The sequence below is a fragment of the Deinococcus psychrotolerans genome (genome assembly GCF_003860465.1).
GTDB classification, from domain to species: Bacteria; Deinococcota; Deinococci; order Deinococcales; family Deinococcaceae; genus Deinococcus; species Deinococcus psychrotolerans.
Genome location: NZ_CP034185.1, coordinates 175406 through 195558 on the forward strand (window position 1 = coordinate 175406; position 20153 = coordinate 195558).

Annotated in this window: 17 protein-coding genes; 13 read left to right on the forward strand and 4 right to left on the reverse strand. The window is 58.6% G+C overall.

The genetic code is table 11. The features are described from left to right. Positions 1 to 77 precede the first annotated feature (77 nt). The gene (locus EHF33_RS16925) at positions 78 to 1424 is read left to right on the forward strand and encodes an aminotransferase class III-fold pyridoxal phosphate-dependent enzyme (protein WP_124874368.1); all 1347 of its coding nucleotides are present in this window, start codon (positions 78 to 80) and stop codon (positions 1422 to 1424) included. Positions 1425 to 1469: 45 nt separating this feature from the next. Next, positions 1470 to 2987 (forward strand): CoA-acylating methylmalonate-semialdehyde dehydrogenase, encoded by a 1518-nt coding sequence (locus tag EHF33_RS16930; protein WP_124874370.1) that lies wholly within the window; start codon positions 1470 to 1472, stop codon positions 2985 to 2987. Here the strand turns inward: EHF33_RS16930 and EHF33_RS16935 are convergent. After that, positions 2984 to 3883: a phosphotransferase family protein gene (locus EHF33_RS16935; protein WP_124874372.1), complete on the reverse strand. Its 900-nt coding sequence runs from the start codon at positions 3881 to 3883 to the stop codon at positions 2984 to 2986. The genes EHF33_RS16930 and EHF33_RS16935 overlap by 4 nt on opposite strands. Positions 3884 to 4006: 123 nt before the next feature. On the opposite strand from EHF33_RS16935, the gene wrbA reads away from it, so the two are divergent. Then, positions 4007 to 4603 (forward strand): NAD(P)H:quinone oxidoreductase, encoded by a 597-nt coding sequence (wrbA, locus tag EHF33_RS16940; protein ID WP_124874374.1) that lies wholly within the window; start codon positions 4007 to 4009, stop codon positions 4601 to 4603. Continuing rightward, positions 4600 to 4890, forward strand: a complete 291-nt coding sequence (locus EHF33_RS16945; protein ID WP_124874376.1) for a GNAT family N-acetyltransferase — start codon at positions 4600 to 4602, stop codon at positions 4888 to 4890. The genes wrbA and EHF33_RS16945 overlap by 4 nt, the downstream gene beginning before the upstream one ends. A gap of 58 nt (positions 4891 to 4948) precedes the next feature. On the opposite strand, the gene EHF33_RS16950 is transcribed toward EHF33_RS16945, so the two are convergent. Continuing rightward, positions 4949 to 7333, reverse strand: coding sequence for a glutamine--tRNA ligase/YqeY domain fusion protein (locus tag EHF33_RS16950; protein ID WP_164473587.1), 2385 nt, complete (start codon positions 7331 to 7333; stop codon positions 4949 to 4951). A gap of 108 nt (positions 7334 to 7441) precedes the next feature. Here EHF33_RS16950 and EHF33_RS16955 point away from each other — a divergent pair, with 108 nt between their 5' ends. From EHF33_RS16955 to EHF33_RS16965, 3 genes are all read left to right on the forward strand, one after another. After that, the gene (locus EHF33_RS16955) at positions 7442 to 7831 is read left to right on the forward strand and encodes a nuclear transport factor 2 family protein (protein WP_241191416.1); all 390 of its coding nucleotides are present in this window, start codon (positions 7442 to 7444) and stop codon (positions 7829 to 7831) included. A 95-nt stretch (positions 7832 to 7926) separates the two neighbouring features. Then, positions 7927 to 8211 (forward strand): hypothetical protein, encoded by a 285-nt coding sequence (locus EHF33_RS16960; RefSeq protein WP_124874380.1) that lies wholly within the window; start codon positions 7927 to 7929, stop codon positions 8209 to 8211. Positions 8212 to 8235: 24 nt separating this feature from the next. Next, on the forward strand, positions 8236 to 8427 hold the full coding sequence (locus EHF33_RS16965) for a hypothetical protein (protein ID WP_124874382.1): 192 nt from the start codon (positions 8236 to 8238) through the stop codon (positions 8425 to 8427). Positions 8428 to 8557: 130 nt separating this feature from the next. Here EHF33_RS16965 and EHF33_RS16970 read toward each other — a convergent pair whose 3' ends face one another. Further along, positions 8558 to 9691: a S8 family peptidase gene (locus EHF33_RS16970; protein ID WP_124874384.1), complete on the reverse strand. Its 1134-nt coding sequence runs from the start codon at positions 9689 to 9691 to the stop codon at positions 8558 to 8560. A 26-nt stretch (positions 9692 to 9717) separates the two neighbouring features. On the opposite strand from EHF33_RS16970, the gene EHF33_RS16975 reads away from it, so the two are divergent. Next, positions 9718 to 10669 (forward strand): IS630 family transposase gene (locus tag EHF33_RS16975; protein WP_124874386.1). Its coding sequence is split into 2 segments (ribosomal slippage): positions 9718 to 10068 and positions 10070 to 10669, totalling 951 coding nucleotides; the frame shifts between segments, so codons are not numbered across the junction. Positions 10670 to 10992: 323 nt separating this feature from the next. Here EHF33_RS16975 and EHF33_RS16980 read toward each other — a convergent pair. Then, a complete protein-coding gene (locus EHF33_RS16980; protein WP_164473588.1) occupies positions 10993 to 12624 on the reverse strand; it encodes a tetratricopeptide repeat-containing diguanylate cyclase in 1632 nt (543 codons plus the stop codon). A 267-nt stretch (positions 12625 to 12891) separates the two neighbouring features. Between EHF33_RS16980 and EHF33_RS16985 the strand changes: the two genes are divergently transcribed. From EHF33_RS16985 to EHF33_RS17005, 5 genes are all read left to right on the forward strand, one after another. Continuing rightward, a complete protein-coding gene (locus tag EHF33_RS16985) occupies positions 12892 to 14811 on the forward strand; it encodes a hypothetical protein (protein ID WP_124874390.1) in 1920 nt (639 codons plus the stop codon). 230 nt (positions 14812 to 15041) lie between these two features. After that, positions 15042 to 16025: a LacI family DNA-binding transcriptional regulator gene (locus tag EHF33_RS16990; protein WP_124874392.1), complete on the forward strand. Its 984-nt coding sequence runs from the start codon at positions 15042 to 15044 to the stop codon at positions 16023 to 16025. Between the two features lie 69 nt (positions 16026 to 16094). After that, the gene (locus EHF33_RS16995; protein WP_124874394.1) at positions 16095 to 17330 is read left to right on the forward strand and encodes an extracellular solute-binding protein; all 1236 of its coding nucleotides are present in this window, start codon (positions 16095 to 16097) and stop codon (positions 17328 to 17330) included. 112 nt (positions 17331 to 17442) lie between these two features. After that, entirely contained in the window at positions 17443 to 18543 is a 1101-nt protein-coding gene (locus tag EHF33_RS17000) for a carbohydrate ABC transporter permease (protein WP_124874396.1), read from the forward strand. Further along, positions 18540 to 20069 carry a carbohydrate ABC transporter permease gene (locus EHF33_RS17005; RefSeq protein WP_124874398.1) on the forward strand — a complete coding sequence of 510 codons (1530 nt, stop codon included), beginning with the start codon at positions 18540 to 18542 and terminating at the stop codon, positions 20067 to 20069. Before EHF33_RS17000 ends, EHF33_RS17005 begins: the two co-directional genes overlap by 4 nt. Positions 20070 to 20153: the final 84 nt, after the last annotated feature.

Below are 20153 nucleotides of genomic sequence, written 5' to 3' on the forward strand. Positions count from 1 at the left end.
GAATGGTCTCGGCTCATCTGGCACAGCGGGAGCGTTTGTCCTAGACTGAGAACCTTCAACTCAAGGGAGGCCAACTTATGCCCGAAGTCCATCCCAACACCGACCAAGTCATCGCCGATAACCGCGAGTACACTCTCTTTTCATGGAGCGTGCAAAACCAGACCCACCCGATTCACATGACTGGAGGCAAAGGCAGCTATTTCTTTGACGCTGACGGCAAAAGTTGGTTGGACATGGCCTCGCAGCTCATCAACATCAACGTGGGCCATCAGCATCCCAAAGTCTTGCAGGCCATCAAAGATCAGGTCGACAAGATGTGCTTTGCTGGCCCCAGTTTTGCCACCGACGTGCGGGCCGAACTCGGCAAGAAGCTGAGCGAAGTCACCGGCCTCGCCAAGAGCTTTTTTACGCTGGGCGGCAGTGAAGCCAACGAAAACGCCATGAAAATGGCTCGGCTCTACACTGGGCGCGACAAAATCATCACCCGTTACCGCAGCTATCACGGCGCGACGATGGGCAGCATGAGCGCCTCGGGCGACCCACGCCGCTGGCCTGTTGAGCCGGGCATTCCGGGTATCGTGCGGGTGTTTGATCCCTACATGTACCGCCCCCCGATGGGCATGACCGCCGAGCAGTGGGAAGAGGGCAGCGTCAGCCACATTGAAGAAGTCATTCAGATGGAAGGGCCGCACACCATCGCTGCCATTTTGGTGGAAGGGATTACGGGGAGCAACGGTATTCTGATTCCGCCGGACAGTTACTATCCGCGCCTGCGTGCATTGTGCGACAAGTACGGAATTGTGCTGATCACCGATGAAGTGATGAGCGGGTTTGGGCGCACCGGGAAGTGGTTGGCCACTCAGCATTACGGTATTACACCTGACATCGTGACTTGTGCCAAGGGCCTGACCAGCGGTTACATGCCTTTGGGCGCGGTCATCGTGAACCAAGAGATCGCCGATTACTTTGAGAACCATTTCTTGTCGGGTGGCTTAACATACAGCGGCCATCCGGTGAGTTTGGCGGCAGCGATTGCCAACTTGAAGGTGTATGAAGACGAAAACCTGTTTGAACATACCCTAGAACTCGGCAAGCATCTGGGCGAGCGCTTGGAAGCCATGAAAGCCAAATATGCTTGCGTGGGCGACGTTCGTTATATCGGCTTGTTCAGCGTGCTGGAACTCGTCAAAGACAAGGCGACCAAAGAGCCGCTTGCACCGTTCAACGGAACTTCACCGGAAATGGGCAAACTGGCCGCGTATCTCAAGAGCAAGCACATTTATGCTTATACCCGCTTCAACATGATCTGGGTCTGCCCGCCGCTGGTGATTACCAAAGAGGAACTGGACGCTGGCTTAGATGCCTACGAAGAGGCGCTGGCTTTGGTGGATCAGATGATTTTGGGGCCAGTGGCAGCGGACTGAAGAGATTCGCCGCACTCACTTAGCCCCTCCCCTTAAGGAGTCCAAATGACAACCACCACTGAACCCCCCGCTACTGTCCATACCCTGACCCACTGGCTCAGCAATGCGCCCGCTGAGGGCAAATCGGGCCGCACCGCTCCCGTTTATAACCCGGCCACCGGACAAGTTCAGGCCAATGTGCCGCTGGCCAGCAAAGCCGAACTGGACTTCGCCGTGCAGATTGCGGCCGCCGCTGCCAAAAAGTGGCGTTCCAGCTCACTCAGTGTGCGCTCGGGCGTGATGTTCAAGTTCCGTGAATTGCTGTCAGCGAGGCGCGATGAGTTGGCCGCCATTGTGAGCCGCGAACATGGCAAAGTCCACAGCGACGCGCTGGGCGAGGTCGCACGCGGTATAGAGAACGTGGAATACGCCTGCGGCATTCCTACTTTGCTGCGGGGCGGCTACTCCGAACAGGTCAGCACTGGGGTGGACGTCTACAGCATTCAGCAGCCGCTGGGCGTGGTGGCGGGCATCACCCCGTTCAACTTTCCGGCGATGGTGCCGCTGTGGATGGTCGGCAACGCGCTGGCCTGCGGCAACGCCTTCATTCTCAAGCCCAGCGAAAAAGACCCGTCCGCCGCTCTCTTTTTGGCCGAACTGCTGCGCGACGCGGGCCTGCCGGACGGCGTGTTCAGCGTCATTCACGGCGATAAAGAAGCGGTGGACGCTATCTTGGAACATCCCGGCATCGCTGCGGTGAGCTTCGTGGGATCTACGCCGATTGCCAAATATATCTACGAAACCGGCACCAAAAACGGCAAGCGGGTGCAGGCCCTCGGTGGAGCCAAAAATCACATGCTGGTGCTGCCTGACGCTGACATCGGCATGGCCGCCGACGCGGCCGTCTCTGCCGCTTACGGCTCGGCGGGCGAGCGCTGCATGGCGATCAGCGTGGTGGTGGCGGTGGGTGACGCAGGTGACAAGCTGATTGAGGCCGTCCAAGAGCGCATTCCCAAATTGAAGATCGGTGCGGGCGACGTGGAAGGCAACGAAATGGGGCCGCTGATTACCCGTGAGCACCGCGACAAGGTGGCCGGTTACATCCAGTCGGCGCAGGAGCAGGGCGCAAAAGTGGTGGTAGACGGGCGCGACATCAAGTTTGACAATGACGGCTTCTTCCTCGGCGTCTCGCTGATCGACGGTGTGAAGCCGGGTATGGACGCCTACGACGACGAAATTTTTGGGCCGGTGCTGTGCGTGGTACGGGCTGAAAGTTACGCTGAGGGCCTCAAGCTGATCAACGACAACGAGTTCGGCAACGGCACCGCTATTTTTACCCGCGACGGCGGCGCAGCCCGCCAATTTCAGTTTGATGTGGAAGTCGGGATGGTGGGCGTCAATGTGCCGGTTCCCGTTCCGGTGGCGTATTACAGCTTCGGCGGTTGGAAGGCCAGTTTGTTTGGCGACACCCACATGTACGGCCCCGAAGGCGTCAAGTTTTATACTCGGAGCAAGGTCATCACTTCACGCTGGCCCGATCCGGCGGGAAGCAAAGTGGATCTGGGATTTCCCCAAACACGCTAGAAACCTAAGCTTAGCAAAAAAGCGTCCAGCCGCGCCCGAATCAGTTCGTCGGTCAATCCAGTCAGTCCAAAAGCAGGCCAGCCCGCGTAAACTTTCGGTGGCGCTGGCCCGTCCACCAGGTCTGCCAAGCTCAGCGCGTCCCAGTACGGCTCTTGCCGGTGCCCTGTGTGGCACTCGTAAGCTGCTCTAAAGGCGTCGGCGGCCTCTAAACCGTACATCTGAGCCAGATTGAGGCGGCAGTGACCCACGTCGGCTGCGGCTGGCCCGACACAAGCGTTAACCCAATCCACCACCCCGCTGACTTGCCCGCTTTGCCGCAGCACGTTGGCGGGGTGAAAATCACGGTGAATGAAACATGGCGTGAAAGTCGGGCGTGGCCCCTGTAAAAGTTCAATCGCCCCAGCCCACGCTCGCGGCGCGGTTGTCCAAGTCGGTACGGTCAGCTTGCTGAGGTCGGCATAAGGCGCATACGCCCAGCCGAAATCAGTGGGAGAGACGCGGTGAATCTCCGAGAGTGCTGCCGCAAGTTGATCCAATTCGCCCGTGAGATTCGGTGGATTGAGTTCCACTGTTCCTGTCAAATGCGACATCAACACGCTCGGCACGCCGCATTGCTCACCGCTTTCGTCAAAGGCCAGCAGCTTCGGTGTGGGCAAGCTCATTTGGGCGGCCCACTCTAAGCTCCGCGCTTCGTGTAGAGCCAAATCCGGCTCCAATTTCAGCCAGTCGGGGAGAACATCAAACTGCCTGAGCACTGCGCTCGATCTGTTGGAAAAGTCAAGGCGGTAAACGCTGGCAGAGGTGCTGCCCGCCAGCGGCTGGACGCGGCTAAGTTTGGCGTCTGGGACAACCCGCCCTAGCCAACTGAGGGTTTGCGGCGTTAAGAAACTGGACACTGACTCAGTTTACCAACTGGTTGGCTTCCTGATAGACGTTGTGCAAACTGCTTTACTTTTCAAACTGTTTAATGTAGAGTGATCTCTGAAAGCGCTCCTTTCACGGGCGCGGGAGGAACCACCATGACTGTTAAACTCGCCATCATCTACTACAGCACCTACGGAACCAATCACCAAATGGCCAACACTGCCGCCGAAGCCGCCCGCGCTGCCGGGGCCGAAGTGCGGGTGCTGAAGGTGCCAGAAACTGCCCCCCAAGCTGCGATTGACTCCCAAGACGCTTGGAAGGCCCAGCAGGAGCGAAGTGCCGACGTTCCGGAAGCAACCCCCGCCGACATGGAGTGGGCCAACGCCTACTTGTTCTCTGCGCCCACCCGGTTCGGCGGCGCGGCCAGTCAGGTGCGGGCCTTCATCGACACGCTCGGCGGCTTGTGGGGAGAGGGAAAGCTGGCCAATAAAGGCTTTAGCGCCATGACTTCGGCTCAGAACCCCAACGGCGGCCAGGAAACCACCTTGCAGACCTTGTACGTCACCGCCCAGCACTGGGGCAGCATTATCGTGGCTCCGGGGTACACCGATAAAGCTATTTTCGCGTCTGGCGGCAACCCTTACGGCGCGAGCGTCACGGCGAACGGTCAGCCGCTTTCGGAAGAAGACAAAGCCACCATCCGCCACCAAGCCAAGCGCCTTGTGGAGATCAGCGCTAAACTGGCAGAGTGAGTCAGCCAGCCACCGAACTCCGCGACAACTCCGCCAAGCATCAGTACGAAATTTTCAGCGGAGATCAGTTGGTCGGGCTTGCCAAGTACCGAGTCAGCGGCAACACGGTCAACCTTTACCACACTGAAGTCGAGGACGGCCATGAGGGAGAGGGCTTGGGCAGTCAACTCGCCAAGCATGCCCTCGACGACGTGAAAGCGCAGGGCAAGCAGGTCATTCCCAGCTGCCCGTTCATCGCCGCCTACATCGAGCGCCACCCCGAATATCAGGACTTGGTGCAGGCTTAAAAGGAAAACGAAAAGAGCGCGGAACTTCATCAGGTTCCGCGCTCTTTTGCTGCTTACTTCAGCCGTCCAATTTGGCTTTCAGCAGTGCTGCCACCGCTTTGGGTTCGGCTTGCCCGCCGCTGGCTTTCATGACTTGCCCGGTGAAAAAGCCCAGCAGCCCCGCGCGTCCGCCCCGGTACTCAGCCAACTTGTCGGGATTGGTGCTCAGGACTCCGTCAATGATGCGCTCCAGTTCGCCGCTGTCGCTGACCACTTTGAGGCCGCGCCGCTGCACGATTTCGGTGGGCGCTTCGCCGCTCTCCAGACTCTCGGTAAGCACGTCCTTGGCAATCCGGGTACTGATCTCGCCGCTTGCCAGCAGTTCGGCCAGCGCGGAGAGGCCGCTGACTTTGAGGGCTACCTGTCCGGCCCGCACGGCCGCCGAGAGGTCGTTGACCACCCACGCTGCCACCTGTCCGGCCTGCTGAGTGGTGGAGCCGAAATACGCCCCCAGCAGTGGATCGCGGGCCAGCACCACCGCTTCAGCCTCGCTGACGCCCAACGAGCGCAGACGAGCGACTTCGGTGCTTTGCTCGGCGCTGAGGGTGGGGGCCTCGGCTTTTTTCTGCTCAGTTTTAACGGCTCTGGCTTTGGTCGCAGGTTCGGCTTTGCCTGTCCAGGTGTCGCGCAAAGTGATGATGCGGTTAAACACCAGCGCTTCAGGGCGGCTGTCTTCCGGATCGGGCCAGAAATAGCCTTGCCGCTCAAACTGATAACGGGTGCCTGCGGGGTCTGCGGCCACGCTTCCCTCCACGTATCCCTGCGCGACTTTAAGGCTCTCCGGATTGAGAAAGCGCAAAAAGTCAGTGCTGAGCGGCTGGGTCAGGTCTTCGTGGCCGGGCTGCTCGGGGTCGAATTCCGGCAGGATGTCGTTGGGGTTAGGGCCATCAGGGTTTGGCACGCTGAACAGGCGGTCATACAACCGGAACTCGGCGCTGAGGGCCGTTGCCGCGTCTACCCAGTGAATCACTCCGGCGGGTTTGATGCTGCTCTCCTCGCCAAGCAGGGTGGCCCGAATCCCCGTTACCTGTCCGGCCTCGTCTTGAATCACCTCATCGGCCCGCAAAATGCCCGCGCCACGCAGCCGCACTGCGCCGCCAAGGGTCAGGCGCTTGAAACCTTTGGGCGGAGTGAGGGCAAAATCCCCGCGCTCGATGTAAATTTGAGTTGACAAACTCACTTCACGCACCGCTTGGTCAGGTTCCACCCGCTCACCACTCGGCAAAGCCACCAGGCCGTCCAAGCTGGCCTGAATGACATCGTGCGGCCAGTAGGGAAGGCTCAGCGTTTTGGCTTCCAGAGCTTGCCCCTCGGCGTTGCTGACCACGACTTCCAGCGGCTCCAGCACCGCCATCACGCGGGGAGCGTGGGGGTTGAGATCGTCGCGCACGGCGTTTTCGTAGACGGCCAAATCCACAGTGCGGTTGGTGCGGCTCACCCCGATGGCCGAGGCAAAAGCGTTGACCGCTTCAGGCCGCACGCCGAGCCGCCGAATAGCCCGTAGGGTGGGCATCCTCGGATCGTCCCAGCCGGAAACGTGGCCTTCTTGCACGAGCCTACGCAGCTTGCGTTTGCTGACCACCGTGTATTCGAGGCTGCGCCGCCCGAACTCGTACTGGTGCGGGCGCGGCTCAAACGCCAGCGTTTCCATCAGCCAATCGTAAATGGCGCGGTTGTCCACGAATTCGAGGCTGCACATGCTGTGGGTCACGCCCTCGATAGCGTCTTGCAGCGGGTGCTGAAAGTCGTACATCGGATAGATGCACCACGCCGAGCCTTGACGGTAATGCTCGCCCCGCAGAATGCGGTAGAGCACCGGATCGCGCAGCTTCATGTTGGAACTGGAAAGGTCGATTTTGGCCCGCAGAATGTGTGCGCCGTCGGCAAATTCCCCGGCTCGCATCCGGGCGAACAACTCCAGATTCTCGGCCACGCTGCGCTCCCGGTAAGCGCTGGGCGTGCCGCGCTGGGTAGCCGAACCGCGCAGGCGAGCCATTTCCTCACCGCTGACGCTGTCCACGTAGGCTTTGCCCATTTCGATGAGCTGCACGGCGTAGGCGTAATAACGCTCAAAGTTGTCGGACGCATAAAATAAATTCTCGCCCCAGTCCCAGCCCAGCCAGCGTAGATCGTCTTGAATCGCCTCGGCAAACTCCACACTCTCGCCCGCCGGGTTGGTGTCGTCTAGGCGCAGATGGTAAGTGCCGCCGTACTGGAGGGCCGTTTGGAAATCCAAAAAGCAGGCGAAGGTGTGGCCGAGGTGGGCGTAGCCGTTGGGTTCCGGCGGAAAGCGGGTCACGATTTTGGGATACTTACCGCTTTTCAGATCGCGCTCAATGATCTCGGTAATGAAGTTGGGGGCCACGCGGGGAGCAGGGGAAGCAAAATCAGCAGCACTCGTCATTGCCCACAGCATACCCGCCTTGGGCAGCGCTTCATGCGAACTTGAGACAATGAGGGCTGTGAAAGAAGGCTTACGCTTTTCGCCGCGCCCTGATGTTGAACTGGGCGCATGACTCAGACCAGTAACTCCCTGACCCAGCAGTTTATGATGGCCCTGCACACTGCCGAAGACAGCGGCGATCTCAGCGCACTGCTCGCTCTGCACGGCGAGAATGTTACGCTGCACAACCTGACCCAGCAAGATTGGAGCGGCCTAGACGGCGCGAAAACATTCTGGGAACGCTACCTGTCGGACTTTGAGACGATTCACAGCGACTTTACCCACCATGCAGACGCTGAGGACATGGGCGTGATGGAATGGGTCGGCAAAGGCACACTCAAAGGCGGCCAAGCCATCGAGTACCGAGGGATCAGTGTCATTGAGCATGACGGCCAAAAAGTCACGGCCTTCCGCACCTATTATGACTCTGCCGCTTTCCTCAAGACTGCCGCTGGGTAAGGCAGGCGGAGATAAAGAATCTTTAAAAAGCTTAAACTGAACTGTTTCACCCTCTTTCTAAGTACAGGAGAGGGTGAATTCGTTTTGAAGGTATCTTGCCCGAAACGAAGCTGAGAGAGTGTCAAGAAGGCAGCACGAACAATATAAGATTGCTCGTTTTTGGATTATTGGCCCTGACCTTCGCTGCTCCTGCATTGGCTCAGAAAATGGACGGCAAGATGCCTGATGCCAAAATGTCTGGCCTGAAGATGGATGCCGAAATGCCTGAAGAGAAAATGGTGGGAATGATGGGCGCACCCATGTTCAAATACTCCGCCAACCCCATGATGAATATGATGATGGCAGGCAATACAGTGGCGTTTACCAAACCTCTTGGCTAAAGCCTATTGAATTACAGCCACAGCATGAATGGTGTCACCTTGGTTTACAAAAGCAAAGACGCTAAGGGCTTATCCGCCTTTTACGATAAAGCCATCATGGCTGAAGATTGGAAAGAGAACATGAACATGAAAATGGGCATGATGAAAAAGTGGAAACTTGATCTGATGACGGTGGCGCGGGGCGACCGGACGGCCATAACCTTAAAGACTCATTGATTCTGGTAAGGTTAATTGGAGTGCCAAGCCTTTCTCGTGTCGAGGAAGCTTGGCTTTTCTACTCTGTACTTGATATCTGTTGAAGGAGCATTTTCTGACTTTAAGTGGGAATTTTGCGAGATCTGAGCTTTTAGAACCATCTAAATGAGCCTGAGTTGATCGATTTTAAGAATTTCCCCAAATTCAGTCGCCCACTGCCGAGCTGATGGGCGTAGTTTTTATTGAAACTCAAGATATCGTCGCTTCCACTTGCCAGCTTACCGGGCAAGCTGCCGGCCTCCGCGCCTTGTCCCAGGGCCAGTGCCAATGCGCCGCTGACCATCGGGGCGGCAAAGGAAGTACCGCTCCAGTAGCCGACTTGATTATTGGGAACAGCAGTGTAGATGTGCTCACCAGGAGCCATTAATTTGAGCGAGTAGGCATAATTTGAGAAGCTGGATTTGACGTCGTCCGCGTCTACGCTGCCCACCGAAATCAGATAATTGCTACTCAGGAGGAAATTGGCCGTGTTTGCGGCGGGAGAAGTCAGTCTGGGTTGATTGTTGTTGCCTGCTGAGGCCACCAACAGTACCCCGCGCATGGCAGCCAACGACAAGATGGAGTTGAGCGAGAGTGACGAGGTGTTAGATCCGAGCGACACATTGATGATCTTGGCCCCTTTGGATATGGCCCAGTCCATCGCCTGCACCACCGCCGAAAGGTCGCCGGAACCGTCGGGCCTCAGCACCCGGATCGGCAAAATTACAGCTTTGGGCGCGATCTGCACAAGAATGCCGGCCACCCCGGTGCCGTGTCCATAAGCTGCCCCGGTCGGCTGAACTTCTTGCGGAACAGCGTCGCCGTCCACAAAATCTTTCCACTCGCTGGCCGGCGCAAAGTGGCCTTGCAATCCCGGATGGTTGAGGTCTACGCCGGTGTCAATCACCGCAATTTTAATTCCCGCGCCGAGCTTTGGCGCAAGGAGACGCCCGCCCGAGAGGTCTATCTGCTTCCAGGTGGTTGAGTTCTGAGAAAAGTTGATCTGTGTCAGGAGATCAGGTGACCAAGCGCTGTGATTGGAGCCGCCGCCCCAAGCCGAGCGTCCGCCCGCCCACACGCCGCTGCTCTGCACTTCCGGCGAAGAGAAAAGATCCACGTTGGCTTCGCTGGTTTGTCCAGCCTGGACACTCAGCGGCGCTTGTTGCCAGCCGAGCAGGGCAAAGCCTTCTTCGGGGTGCCAAGCCAAGATTTGTGCGCCCGCGCTGGTAAAGCGGCTCTGCGGCACATTAGAGCATTTGACATAATAGCTTCATGAATACAGTAGGAATACGTGGGTACAGTTTGGAACTTAGGACTCGGATTGTCGCATTGGTGCTGGGTGGCGCTTCGCCGGGTGAAGCGGCAAAACATTTTTCTGTCCATGTTGATACTGTCAAAAGCTATTTGAAACGGCACCACCAAAATACCCTGCATATTGTTGCCACACCGACGGGCCGTCGCCGTACGGTGATGGCCCTCCATGAGCAACAGCTTCTTGCACAGCTTGAAACCCACCGAGATGCGACGTTGCAAGAACACGCGGACATGCTGGAAACTATCACCGGGTTGAAGATCAGTTACAAAACGGTTGACCGGGTCTTTCGCCGCCACAAGATCACCCACAAAAAAAACACTGGTCGCCAGAGAACGCCGTGAGGAACTGCGTTCGCAGTTCCTCACTGACCTTGCACCGTACCTCCAAACGCCTGACCGATTGGTCTTTCTTGATGAAAGTGGGTTCCATATCGCGATGACGCGTGGATATAGCCGTGCGCCGAGCAATGAGCGTGCCGTTGACCGCGTTCCGCGAAATCGTGGGCGAAATCAGACCTTGATCTGTGCACTGAGCTTGGCAGGGCCGCAGGCCGCCATCGTCCTTGATGGCATAGCGTTTGAATGGTATGTTCGCGAAATACTGTGTCCAACGTTAAAGCCAGGGCAAGTGGTGGTGATGGACAATCTCTCGTCACATCATCGAGCGTCCATTCGGACGCTCATCCAAACGCATGGAAGTGAGGTCATGTTTACCTCACCCTACAGTCCGGATTTCAACCCGATTGAACTCATGTTTTTCAAGTTGAAGGCACTGGTTCGGGGTGGGGCTTGGCGAGTCGTGACAGTCGTGACGGAGCTTTATGATGCCATCGGCGTTGCCTTAGGTGCCGTGTCAGAGACAGATATTCAACACTGGTTCAAACATGCTCATCCTAAGATTCTATTATGACAAATGCTCTAGTAGTAACCGTCACATGCTGTACCCAGTTGGGGGTGGGTGGGGCTAAGACGGCCGTTAGACTGGCCCGCGGCACCGAATCGCCGCAGCCCACCAAGGCCGCACTCAACAAAAGCAGTGACAGTCCTCTCAAATGAGGTGCCTTTAGTTTAGACATGGCGTATGGACACTCCTCGTATAGGGCGCGGCGTTGACTTCGGTGACGATTTTGGCGACACCGGCCGAACAGTCAATGAAGAAACGCACGTCTACTAAGCTGGAGTGTGTATAAACTCATCTCTCAAAGAAATGACAGCACAAGCCTTCAGACTTTCTCAACCTAAGTCTTTATTTTTGATCGACTGTCTGTATAGACGCCGCTCGGTGTTTCCTGGCGAGTGCAGGCGGATTCGGTTGCGCCCGGCGTGCTTGGCTTCATACAGCGCTTCGTCGGCGGCCTGGATCAGTCCTTCGGGGGAACCGTCAAGGTGAGCGGTGGCCGCACCCAAGCTCAGGGTGACGCGCAGGCCTGTTCGCACAGCGGCCCAAGGGTAATCCTCGATGCTTCGGCGCAGACGCTCGCAGACGGCCTGGGTGGTCGCAGCGTCTGCACCCTGCATCAAAATGACAAATTCCTCACCCCCGTAACGGGCCAGCAAATCGTTTTGCAGCCGCTCGGTGGCCGCGTCAAAAGCGCGGCGGTTGGCCAGTCCCGTCAGGGCGTCTTCATTGGCCTGGTGCTCGACTTGCGCCAAGAGCAGCGAGGTTTGCTGATGTGCGGCTTCCAGTTTGTTGTTGGTGCGCTCCAATTCCAAGTTGAGTTGCTGAAGATCGGCGCTGAGCCGCTCAGCAAGGTCGCGTTCATGCCCAGCTTGTTCAACGTCGAACTCTAGCCGCAGGCGTTGCAGCCGCTGATCCGAGGCGTCGTTGAACAGCACTTCTTTGGTTTGAAGGTGTTGCTCGAGGTGATGCAGCGCTTCGCGGTGTTGCCCGGCCTGACGGTACATCTGACACAGCGCCAAATCGGCGGCGCACAGTTCGGTGCGGGCTTGGCTTTGTGCTGCGAAGGTACGCGCTTCGTGCAGGGCATTTAAGGCCGCGTCGGTTTGTCTGAGGCGGCCCAGCAGTTCACCGAGCCGCAGCCAACTCTCGGCCTGGCCACGCACTTCCCCGACTTTTTGCCGCAGGGCCAGGCTGTGTTCGTACAGCGCCTGCGCTCCGGTGAGGTCGAGTTGCTGCTGGGCCACCCGGCCAAGTTCGACATACACCTCGGCGCAGGCGGCTTGGTCGCCTACCGCAGTGAACATGGCCAGAGCTTCTTGGTGGCAGGTTTGGGCCAAGGAGTAAGCCTGCATCCCGAAATGCGCCCTTCCAGCGTTGTGCAGCGCTAAAGCCCGCAGGGTGGGTTCGCTTCCGGCTTCGACCTCAAGGCTGCTTTGAGCGGCGGCCAGCGCTTCGCTGTAGCGGCCTAAATCGTGATAAGCGACGCTGAGATTGATCAGCGTTTGGCACTCGACATCTCTAAGGCCGTGCTGTTGACTCAGCGGCAAGGTCGTCAGGTAGCATTCGAGCGTGTTGGTCGAGTCGCCCATTGAGTTGTACACAATGCCGATGTTATTGAGCGCTTCGATTTCACCTTGAACATTGCCCAGCGCCGCGCTGAGTTGCCGCGTCTGGATAAAGGTCTTGAGTGAGGCGATCAAGTCGCCGCCTTCACACTGCAGAATGCCCAGCACATTTAAGCTTTTGCGCTGTCCATCTTGGTCGCCGAGTTCACCGAACAGCTCCAGCGCCTGCTGAACTTCTCCGAGCGCTGAAGCGTATTCGCCAAGGCGCATCAAGCCGTACCCCAAGCACAGCGCGGCCTGGGCCAGATCAGCCAGTTCCTCAATGACCTGCCGCGCCGCCCGCGCCAAGTCGACCGTGCGCTTGGAATCGCTACGGCGGCAAGCCCACGCTTCAGCCAACCACGCTCCGGGAGAGGGGGCTGGTGGAGTTTCAGGAGCGGAAGAGGAATCTGTCATCATGATCAAAGGTAAAAGAGCGGGGCGTCACCTCGGCCTTCATCTTAAACAATAAGCACGGACAAAATACTTTATGGGCGGCGGCTTGAAAAAAAGCTGCTCTCAGGCGGGCCAGCTTCAGCCGTTTTTCCAGTGATTGCCTGCCAAAGTTGCAGTGTCCACAGCGGCAGCAAGTGGGGTCTGTGCGCTGAAGTGGCCTAGACTCACTCCGTGAACTCCACTCCGCCGCTGGCCGCTGAGTTGATTGCAGTGGCCGCTGCACTGGCCGCCGAAGACCCGTGGCGGGCCTTAACGTTGCTCAGCGATCTGAGCGCCAATCCGCTGCACAGGCGGTGCGGCGCGTATTGGCGCTGGCTCAGTTTGGCGCACGGGGCGGCTGGTCAAGTGCTCGAAGCCGAAATCCCCCTGCGCCGCGCCTCGGCCTTGGGCGACTTGGAGGCTGAAGTCGAGTACGGCCGCTGGCTGAGTCGGTGTGGGCAAGTCAGGCCCGCTGCCGGGCGTTTGGCGGCGGTAATTGGGCGCTTGCCCAGCGGCGAACTCAAGCGCCGCGCCCAAGTCTTCTGGAGTGAGGCTCTGTTTTTGAGCGGTGAAGTGGAGCGGGCGCTGATTCTGTGCCGCAGCCTGAGTCCGGTGTTGGCCGACCCGGCCACCAAAAAGTCCAGTCGCCGCCGGCCGTCGCCTGCCCGAGCGGCGGCGGCGGGCGCACTGGCGCAGATGCACTTGCAACTCGGCGAACTGGAGCAGGCCAGCGCCCGTTTCGAGCAGGCGCTCACGGCTTTGCCTGCCTCGCCCTGCTCCGCCAGAATCGCGTGTCTGAGCGGCTGGGCCGTGACCCAAAGCCGTTTGGGCCAGGCGGAAGAAGCCCAGCGCAGCTTGGAAGAAGGCCGCCGCCTGTCGCTGACGCTGCCCAGTGGCGCTGAGCGGTGGGCACGGGCCAGTCTGCTGCAGGCTGAGCTGGAAGTCCGGCTGCTGGGCGGTGAGCGCTCGGCGCTGCAAGCCGATTTGCGTGGCCTCGGTACGTTGGCTGATCAGCTTCAAGACTACGAGCTGCGGCTGTGGACGGTGGCCCAGCAGTCCGAACTACTCAGCGTACAGGGAAGAGCCGATCAAGCGCTGCTGTGCTTGTACGACCTCGGCACCCGGCAGGGTCTGCCTCCCCGGCTCAAGTTGGTGCGGGGCCTTCTGATGCGCCGCCAACGGTATGAAGTTCAGGCTTTAGATGACCTGCAGGCCGCTTGCCGGGAAACTGGCCCCCAAGATCAGCGGCTGCTTTGGCGCGGCCAACTGTTTGCGGCTGATTTGCAATTGAGTCTCGGCCAAGCGGAAGCGGCCAGAGAAACGCTGCGGCGCGTCTTGGTTCACCTCGGCCAAACGCAGGATTTTCGTGGGTACGCCGCCGATCTGGAGGAGCTGGGTGAATTGGTGGAGTACGCTTTGATTGAGCCGCAGCTTGCGCCGCTGATGCAGGCGCTCTTGGCCCGCCTTCAAACGGGGCCAGCGTTGCGGCCCAAGCCAATGCGCCTCGAAGTGCGGGCGCTGGGACACGTCAGCGTGGGTGTTACCATCGACGCTCAAGGTGGCCAAGCCCCCGCGCCCCTCTCGGCGGGCGCGGCGCTGCTGCTCATCTATATTTACTTGCACCCGCACCAAAGCCGCAACGACATGCAAGCGGTGCTGTTTCCTGAATTTGACCGCTCCCAAACCACCACTTTTTTTCGCACCACCGTGCGCGAACTGCGGGCCGTTTTGGGGCAAAGCGTCGTGCAACTCGACGATACGTTGCGCCACCCGCGCTACCAGCTCGGCGGCGGCATCGAGCTGAGCCTCGACTTGGACGCCGTGCGGCAAAGCCTCAATGCGGCGGATCTGGAAACGGCCCTTCAGCAGTATCAGGGCTGCTTTTTTGAAGGCTTGACACCTGAAAGCGAGTGGGCCGATCAGGTGCGTCAGGAAGTGCGGTTGGCGTTTAATTTGGTGTTTCAGTTGCGCCTCAGCCGGGCTCAAACAACCGCTGAGCTGCGCGGTTTGGAACACAACCTCGCGCAGGCGCTGGCCGCCGATGCCCAGATTGCTGAAGCTTCACCCGCCTTGGCTCAGGCGCTCGAAAGCGCTCGGCAGCGCCTGAGCTAACCAAGAACCCAGCCAAAATCCCCTGTTCGTTGGTACAGCGGGTCAGCCGTTTTGATTCCCTCTTGACATCCGCTCAAAAAAGCCCACAATGTCACTGTAACCGCTTACAAAACCTCTGTATTCCTGAGCTGACAGGTGTCGAGAATTATTCTTTGCTTAGTTGTTGTAACCGGTTACAAGCCTCTCCCGCCTTTCCCCTTATCGCCCTCGCGCCGCTGTTTAAGGAACGAATGACCACACTGCGCTACACCATCGATGACATTGCCCGCGCCGCTGGCGTCAGCAAGGGTACGGTCAGCCGCGTCATCAATGGACACCAGACGGTGGCGCTCAGGACGCGGCACCATGTTCAGGCCGTGATGGATCAGTTCGGCTACGCTCCCGATCCGGCAGCGCGGCAGTTGTCTTGGCGCAAGGGGCAGACTCTGGGGCTGTCGTTTGGCCGCCATGATCCGCTGCTCTCGCCCTACCACGTGCTGTTTACCCGCGCCCTAGAAGCCCGCACCGCGCCGCAGGGCGTGCAGTTGGTCAATCTCAAGCACGACTTGGCCAGTCTGCGTTCGTTGCCCAACGCGGCGTTGGTGCTCAACAACTCCCAAGACGGCGACGAGCGGCTGACGCTACTGGCTGAATTGGGCGTTCCGGCGGTGCTGATCGGCCACCACCCCGCTTCGTTTTGGGTAGCTCCCGACGACATCGGCGGTTCACGGCTGGCCACCGAGCAGCTCACCAAAGCCGGACACCGCGCCTTGGTTTACCTCGGCGGCGGCCCCTCGCAGGTCGCCCAAGACCGTGAGAGCGGCTTTTTGCAGGCGGCTGTGGCCGCAGGAGCGCAGACGCTGACCTTAGAGGCTGATTTCACCTTGCTGGGCGGCTACCGGGCGGTGCGGCGGGCGTGGGAAAGTGGCGTTCGCTTCACCGGTCTGTTTGCCCAGAGCGACGAAAGCGCGGTGGGCGCGGTGGCTGCCCTCGAAGATATGGGCCTCACGGTGCCGCGTGACGTGTCGGTGGTGGGCTTTGACGGCCTACCGGAATTGGCACTGCCGATCAAGCTGACCACCGTGTCGCAAGACATTGAGCGCATCGCTGAATGCGCCCTAGAGCTGATGCGCGAAGCGGTGGAGGGCCTGCCGGCACGCGGACAGCACATTCCGGTGCGTCTCAAACTGGGCGCAACGGTGGCTGCGCCGCCCAGTTCAAGCTCAGTCCCCTGAGTTTTAAAACTGAATCTCAGTTCTCCGCTCTCTGTTGATTTCTCCGTGCTTTGTTCCCTAGGAGGGAGTATGCGTAACAAAATGATGCTCGGCCTGATGCTTCTCGCGGCGGCGGCCACCACCCAAGCTGCCGCTCAAACCACCATCAAGATCAACGGCTACGCGGGCCAAGACCCCGCCATCGTGGGCGACTTGATCAACCGCTTTGTCAAGCCAGCGCTGGCCAAAGACAAGATCAACGTGACCTACGAGCCGCTGCAGGGCGACTACAACCAGCAGCTCACCACTTTGCTGGCGGCGGGCAATGCGGGCGACGTGTTTTATCTGCCTGCCGAAACGTTAGACGGTTTCGTGGCCACCGGCAAAATCTTGCCGCTCAACGGTGTAGTGGCTACTGGCCCCTACATCAACAGCCTCAACGCCGCCTTCACCCGGAACGGCAAAACCTACGCTATTGCCAAAGACTTCAACACCCTCGCCGTCGAGTACAACAAAGCGGTGTTCGACGAAGCCAAAGTGGCTTACCCCGACAACACCGACACTTGGAGCAGCCTGCAAACCAAGCTGACCAACGTCAAAAAAGCGCTGGGGAACGATTACTACGGCATCTGCTTGGCTCCCGATTATGCCCGGATGGGTCAGTTCGCCTTCGCGGCGGGCTGGAAACCCTTTGACTCCAAAGGCAAAACCAACTTGCTCGATCCGGCGTTCGTGCGGGCCTTCAACTACTTCACGGGTCTGGCCAAAAACAAAGTCGGCGTGCAGCCTTCCGAGATCTCGCAGAGCTGGTCGGGTGGCTGCCTCGGCACCGGCAAAGTGGCTGCGGCCATCGAGGGCAACTGGATTGTCGGCTTCCTCAAGGACAACGCGCCCAACCTCAAGTACGGCACCGCGCTGATTCCCAAAGACGACAAGACCGGCAAGCGCGGCAACTTCGTCTATACCGTGGGCTGGGCCATCAATTCCGGCACCAAGAACAAAGCCGCCGCCGTCAAGGTGCTGAACATCCTCACCAGCCCGCAGGTGCAGCAGTACGTGCTGGAGCAGGGCCTGGCCATTCCCAGCCGCACCTCGCTGCAAAGTAACGCTTTCCTCAAAAAGACCGATGCAGGCGCGGCCAACAGCAAGGCCGTGTTTGACGGTGCAACCGACGGCACGGTGCGTCCTTACTACTTCGGCGTTCAGGGCCCCGATTGGATCAAGCCGATCAACACTGCGCTGGCCGCCGTGCTGAGTGGGCAAAAAAGCAGTGCCGACGCGCTCAAGCAGGCCCAAAGCGAAATGAACACTTTCCAAAGCCGCTAATTCCTTACCCGGAGTTGAGGCAGGGTCGGGAGCCGAGCAGGGTGCCCCCGACCCTCTCTTATATGAAGTGACCGCGTTGCGGACAGGGAGAGTTTGATGTTCAAGAGGCTTTATGTTTAAGAAGAATCAGTCTACTGCCACCGCGTATCTGTTTCTCGCTCCTTTCCTGATCTCCACGCTGGTTTTCTTTGTCTACGCTTTCGGGCGGGCCATTTATTACTCGTTTACCGATTTCAACTTGTTCAACGTGCCGCATCTGATCGGTCTGAAGCCTTACGCGGACGTTCTCAATGATGTCCTCTTTCGGCGGGCGCTGGCCAACACCCTGATTTTTGCTGTTACCGTGACCACCCTGCAAACCATTTTGTCTCTCTTGATGGCAGTGGCCCTCAACAATAAGATTCGCGGCATGGGCTTTTTTCGCTCGGCTTGGTATATGCCCAGCATCACCAGTTCTGTCGTGATCACTTTGATTTTTTTGTGGCTGTTTCAGCGGCGCGGAGTGGCCAACTACGTCATCACCCAGTTTCAGATGTATCAGCCGTTTATTCTGGCTTTTGTAGGAATCTTGGTTGTTGCCCAAATTGCCCAAGTGTTGTTTGAGCGCTCACGTCAATTGCCTGCCGGTTGGTTTGACCCGGCTTTGGCGGCCATCAGCGCTCTCCTTGCGATTGCCGCGATTGTGGTGCTGAGTTTTACTGGCGTGCTGCAAGTCCGCGAAGTGCCTGCTTTCGATTTCCAGTACTTTGCTGATGTGTGGCTAAGTATCGGCGGCGTTCAGGTTCTCAGCATTCCGCTGCTGGTCATCATCATTCAAAACACCTTCACGACTATTCCCACTTTGATGCTCTTTTTCTTGGCGGGCCTGCAAAATATTCCCGGCTCTCTTTACGAAGCGGCGGATATCGACGGCGCGACTCCTTTTGAAAAACTGATGAACGTCACCGTGCCGATGCTGCGCCCCGTGACTTTTTATGTGATTACCGTAGGCCTCATCGGTACCATGCAGATGTTTGACCAAGTGGCGGTCATCGGTGACGCCGCGCCGCAGTCCACTTTGATTACTTTGGCGTATTACGTCTATATCAACACCTTTAAAGCCGGAACCGCACCCGTCAATATGGCAGCGGCGGGCGCGATCATTCTGGCCATGATTATTTTGGTGATGGTCTTTATTCAGCGTAAGTTCTTTCCTTCCGAGGCCAGCGTATGACCGCACTTTCTGCGCGGCAGCCTGCAAAGGCGGGCAAGGGCGAGGAATGGCTGGCGCGTCGGCGCTGGGCCAAAGCCGGGTGGCTTTACCTGTTCATGATCGTGATGAGTTTTTTCTTTCTGGGGCCGTTTTTGATGGGCTTACTGAGCAGCCTCAAAGACAATCCCAACGAATACCCGCCGCGATTGATCATTCCGCAAGTCACCCCGGAGTTTATCGGCAAGGCCTACAGCCTCGGCGTGCAGGGCGGCGGCGACGGCTGGAACGGCGGCCTCAAACCGGGGCGCAGCCTGACCTTCGACGTGACGGTGGCCGTTCCCAAAGATGCGCCGCAAACCCCGCCGACCATCTTCTTGTTTCCGTATCAGCCGACCAGTTTGGTGGCGCTGGCCCGTCAGGCGCAGGCCAAAGACTACAGCACCGTCAAGACCGAAAAAACGGGAGAAACGGGCGACCAGCGCACTTACAAAGTCAGCATTGACTACCCGGCGCTGACCCAGCAGACTGGCGAGGTCGTGCGGGCCAAACTGGGCGTGCCCACCGACAAGCTCACGGCTATTTTGGCAAACGGCAAAGCGGTGGATGTGACGCTCGACACGCCGCAGGCGCAGGCCAAGCAGTACGACCTCAACGAAACACAACAAGTCGAACTGATCAAGTCTGGCGAGAAGTATTATCTGCGCGGCCCGGTCTTCGAACGCACCCCCCTCGAAGTGGACGTGGAGCGCGGCCAGAGCATCGTGGCCAGCACTCTGCCGCCCAGTGACAAGCAGAATTTTGACCGCAGTTTCGCTTACCGCAACGTCACGCCCGGCGTGCTCGGCTACACCTTCAACAACTACCGCCGCGCCTTCAACGAAACCACCGATCCGCGCAGCGGCATCAGCTTGTTTATGCGCTGGGTGCTCAACACCTTCCTGTACGCTTTTTTGCGGGTGGTGTCGGCCATCGTCTTTTGCTCGTTGGCCGGTTACGCACTGGCCCGCTTGGACTTTCCCGGCAAAAACCTGATCTTTTTGCTGGGCGTGCTGTTTGTGCAGATGGTGCCGAGTCAAGTCAACTTGGTCAGCAATTATGTGCTGCTCAAGCAACTCGGGCTGCTCAACTTGTGGGGGCTGTGGCTCAACGGCTTGGTGGCCGCTGGCGGCGTCTTCTTGATGAAGCAGTTTTTTGAGGGAATGCCCAAAGAGCTGGAAGAATCGGCCAGCATCGACGGTGCGGGGCCGTTCACCACCTTTTGGAAAGTGATGTTGCCGCAAGCTGGCCCGGCGCTGATCGCGCTTTCCATCACCCAGTTTCAGGGCGCTTGGAACGACTTTTTCTGGCCGCTGGTGCTGCTCAGAAATCAGGTCAACTTCGTGCTGACAGTCGGCTTGTCGAACTTCCGCTCGGCCTACGGTGGGCAGGGCGATTACGGCCTGATTCTGGCCGGCGCGGTGCTGAGCGCCATTCCAGTGATTATCGTCTTCGTGATTTTCCAGCGCTATTTTGTGGACACTGGATCTGACAGCGCCGTCAAAGGCTAAGCCGCCTCCGTTTAGTACAGTTTTGGGGCGGAGGAGAACGACAAAAGCCTGCGCCCCCTTCGTCTGCTTTCTCTTGTCGCCGCC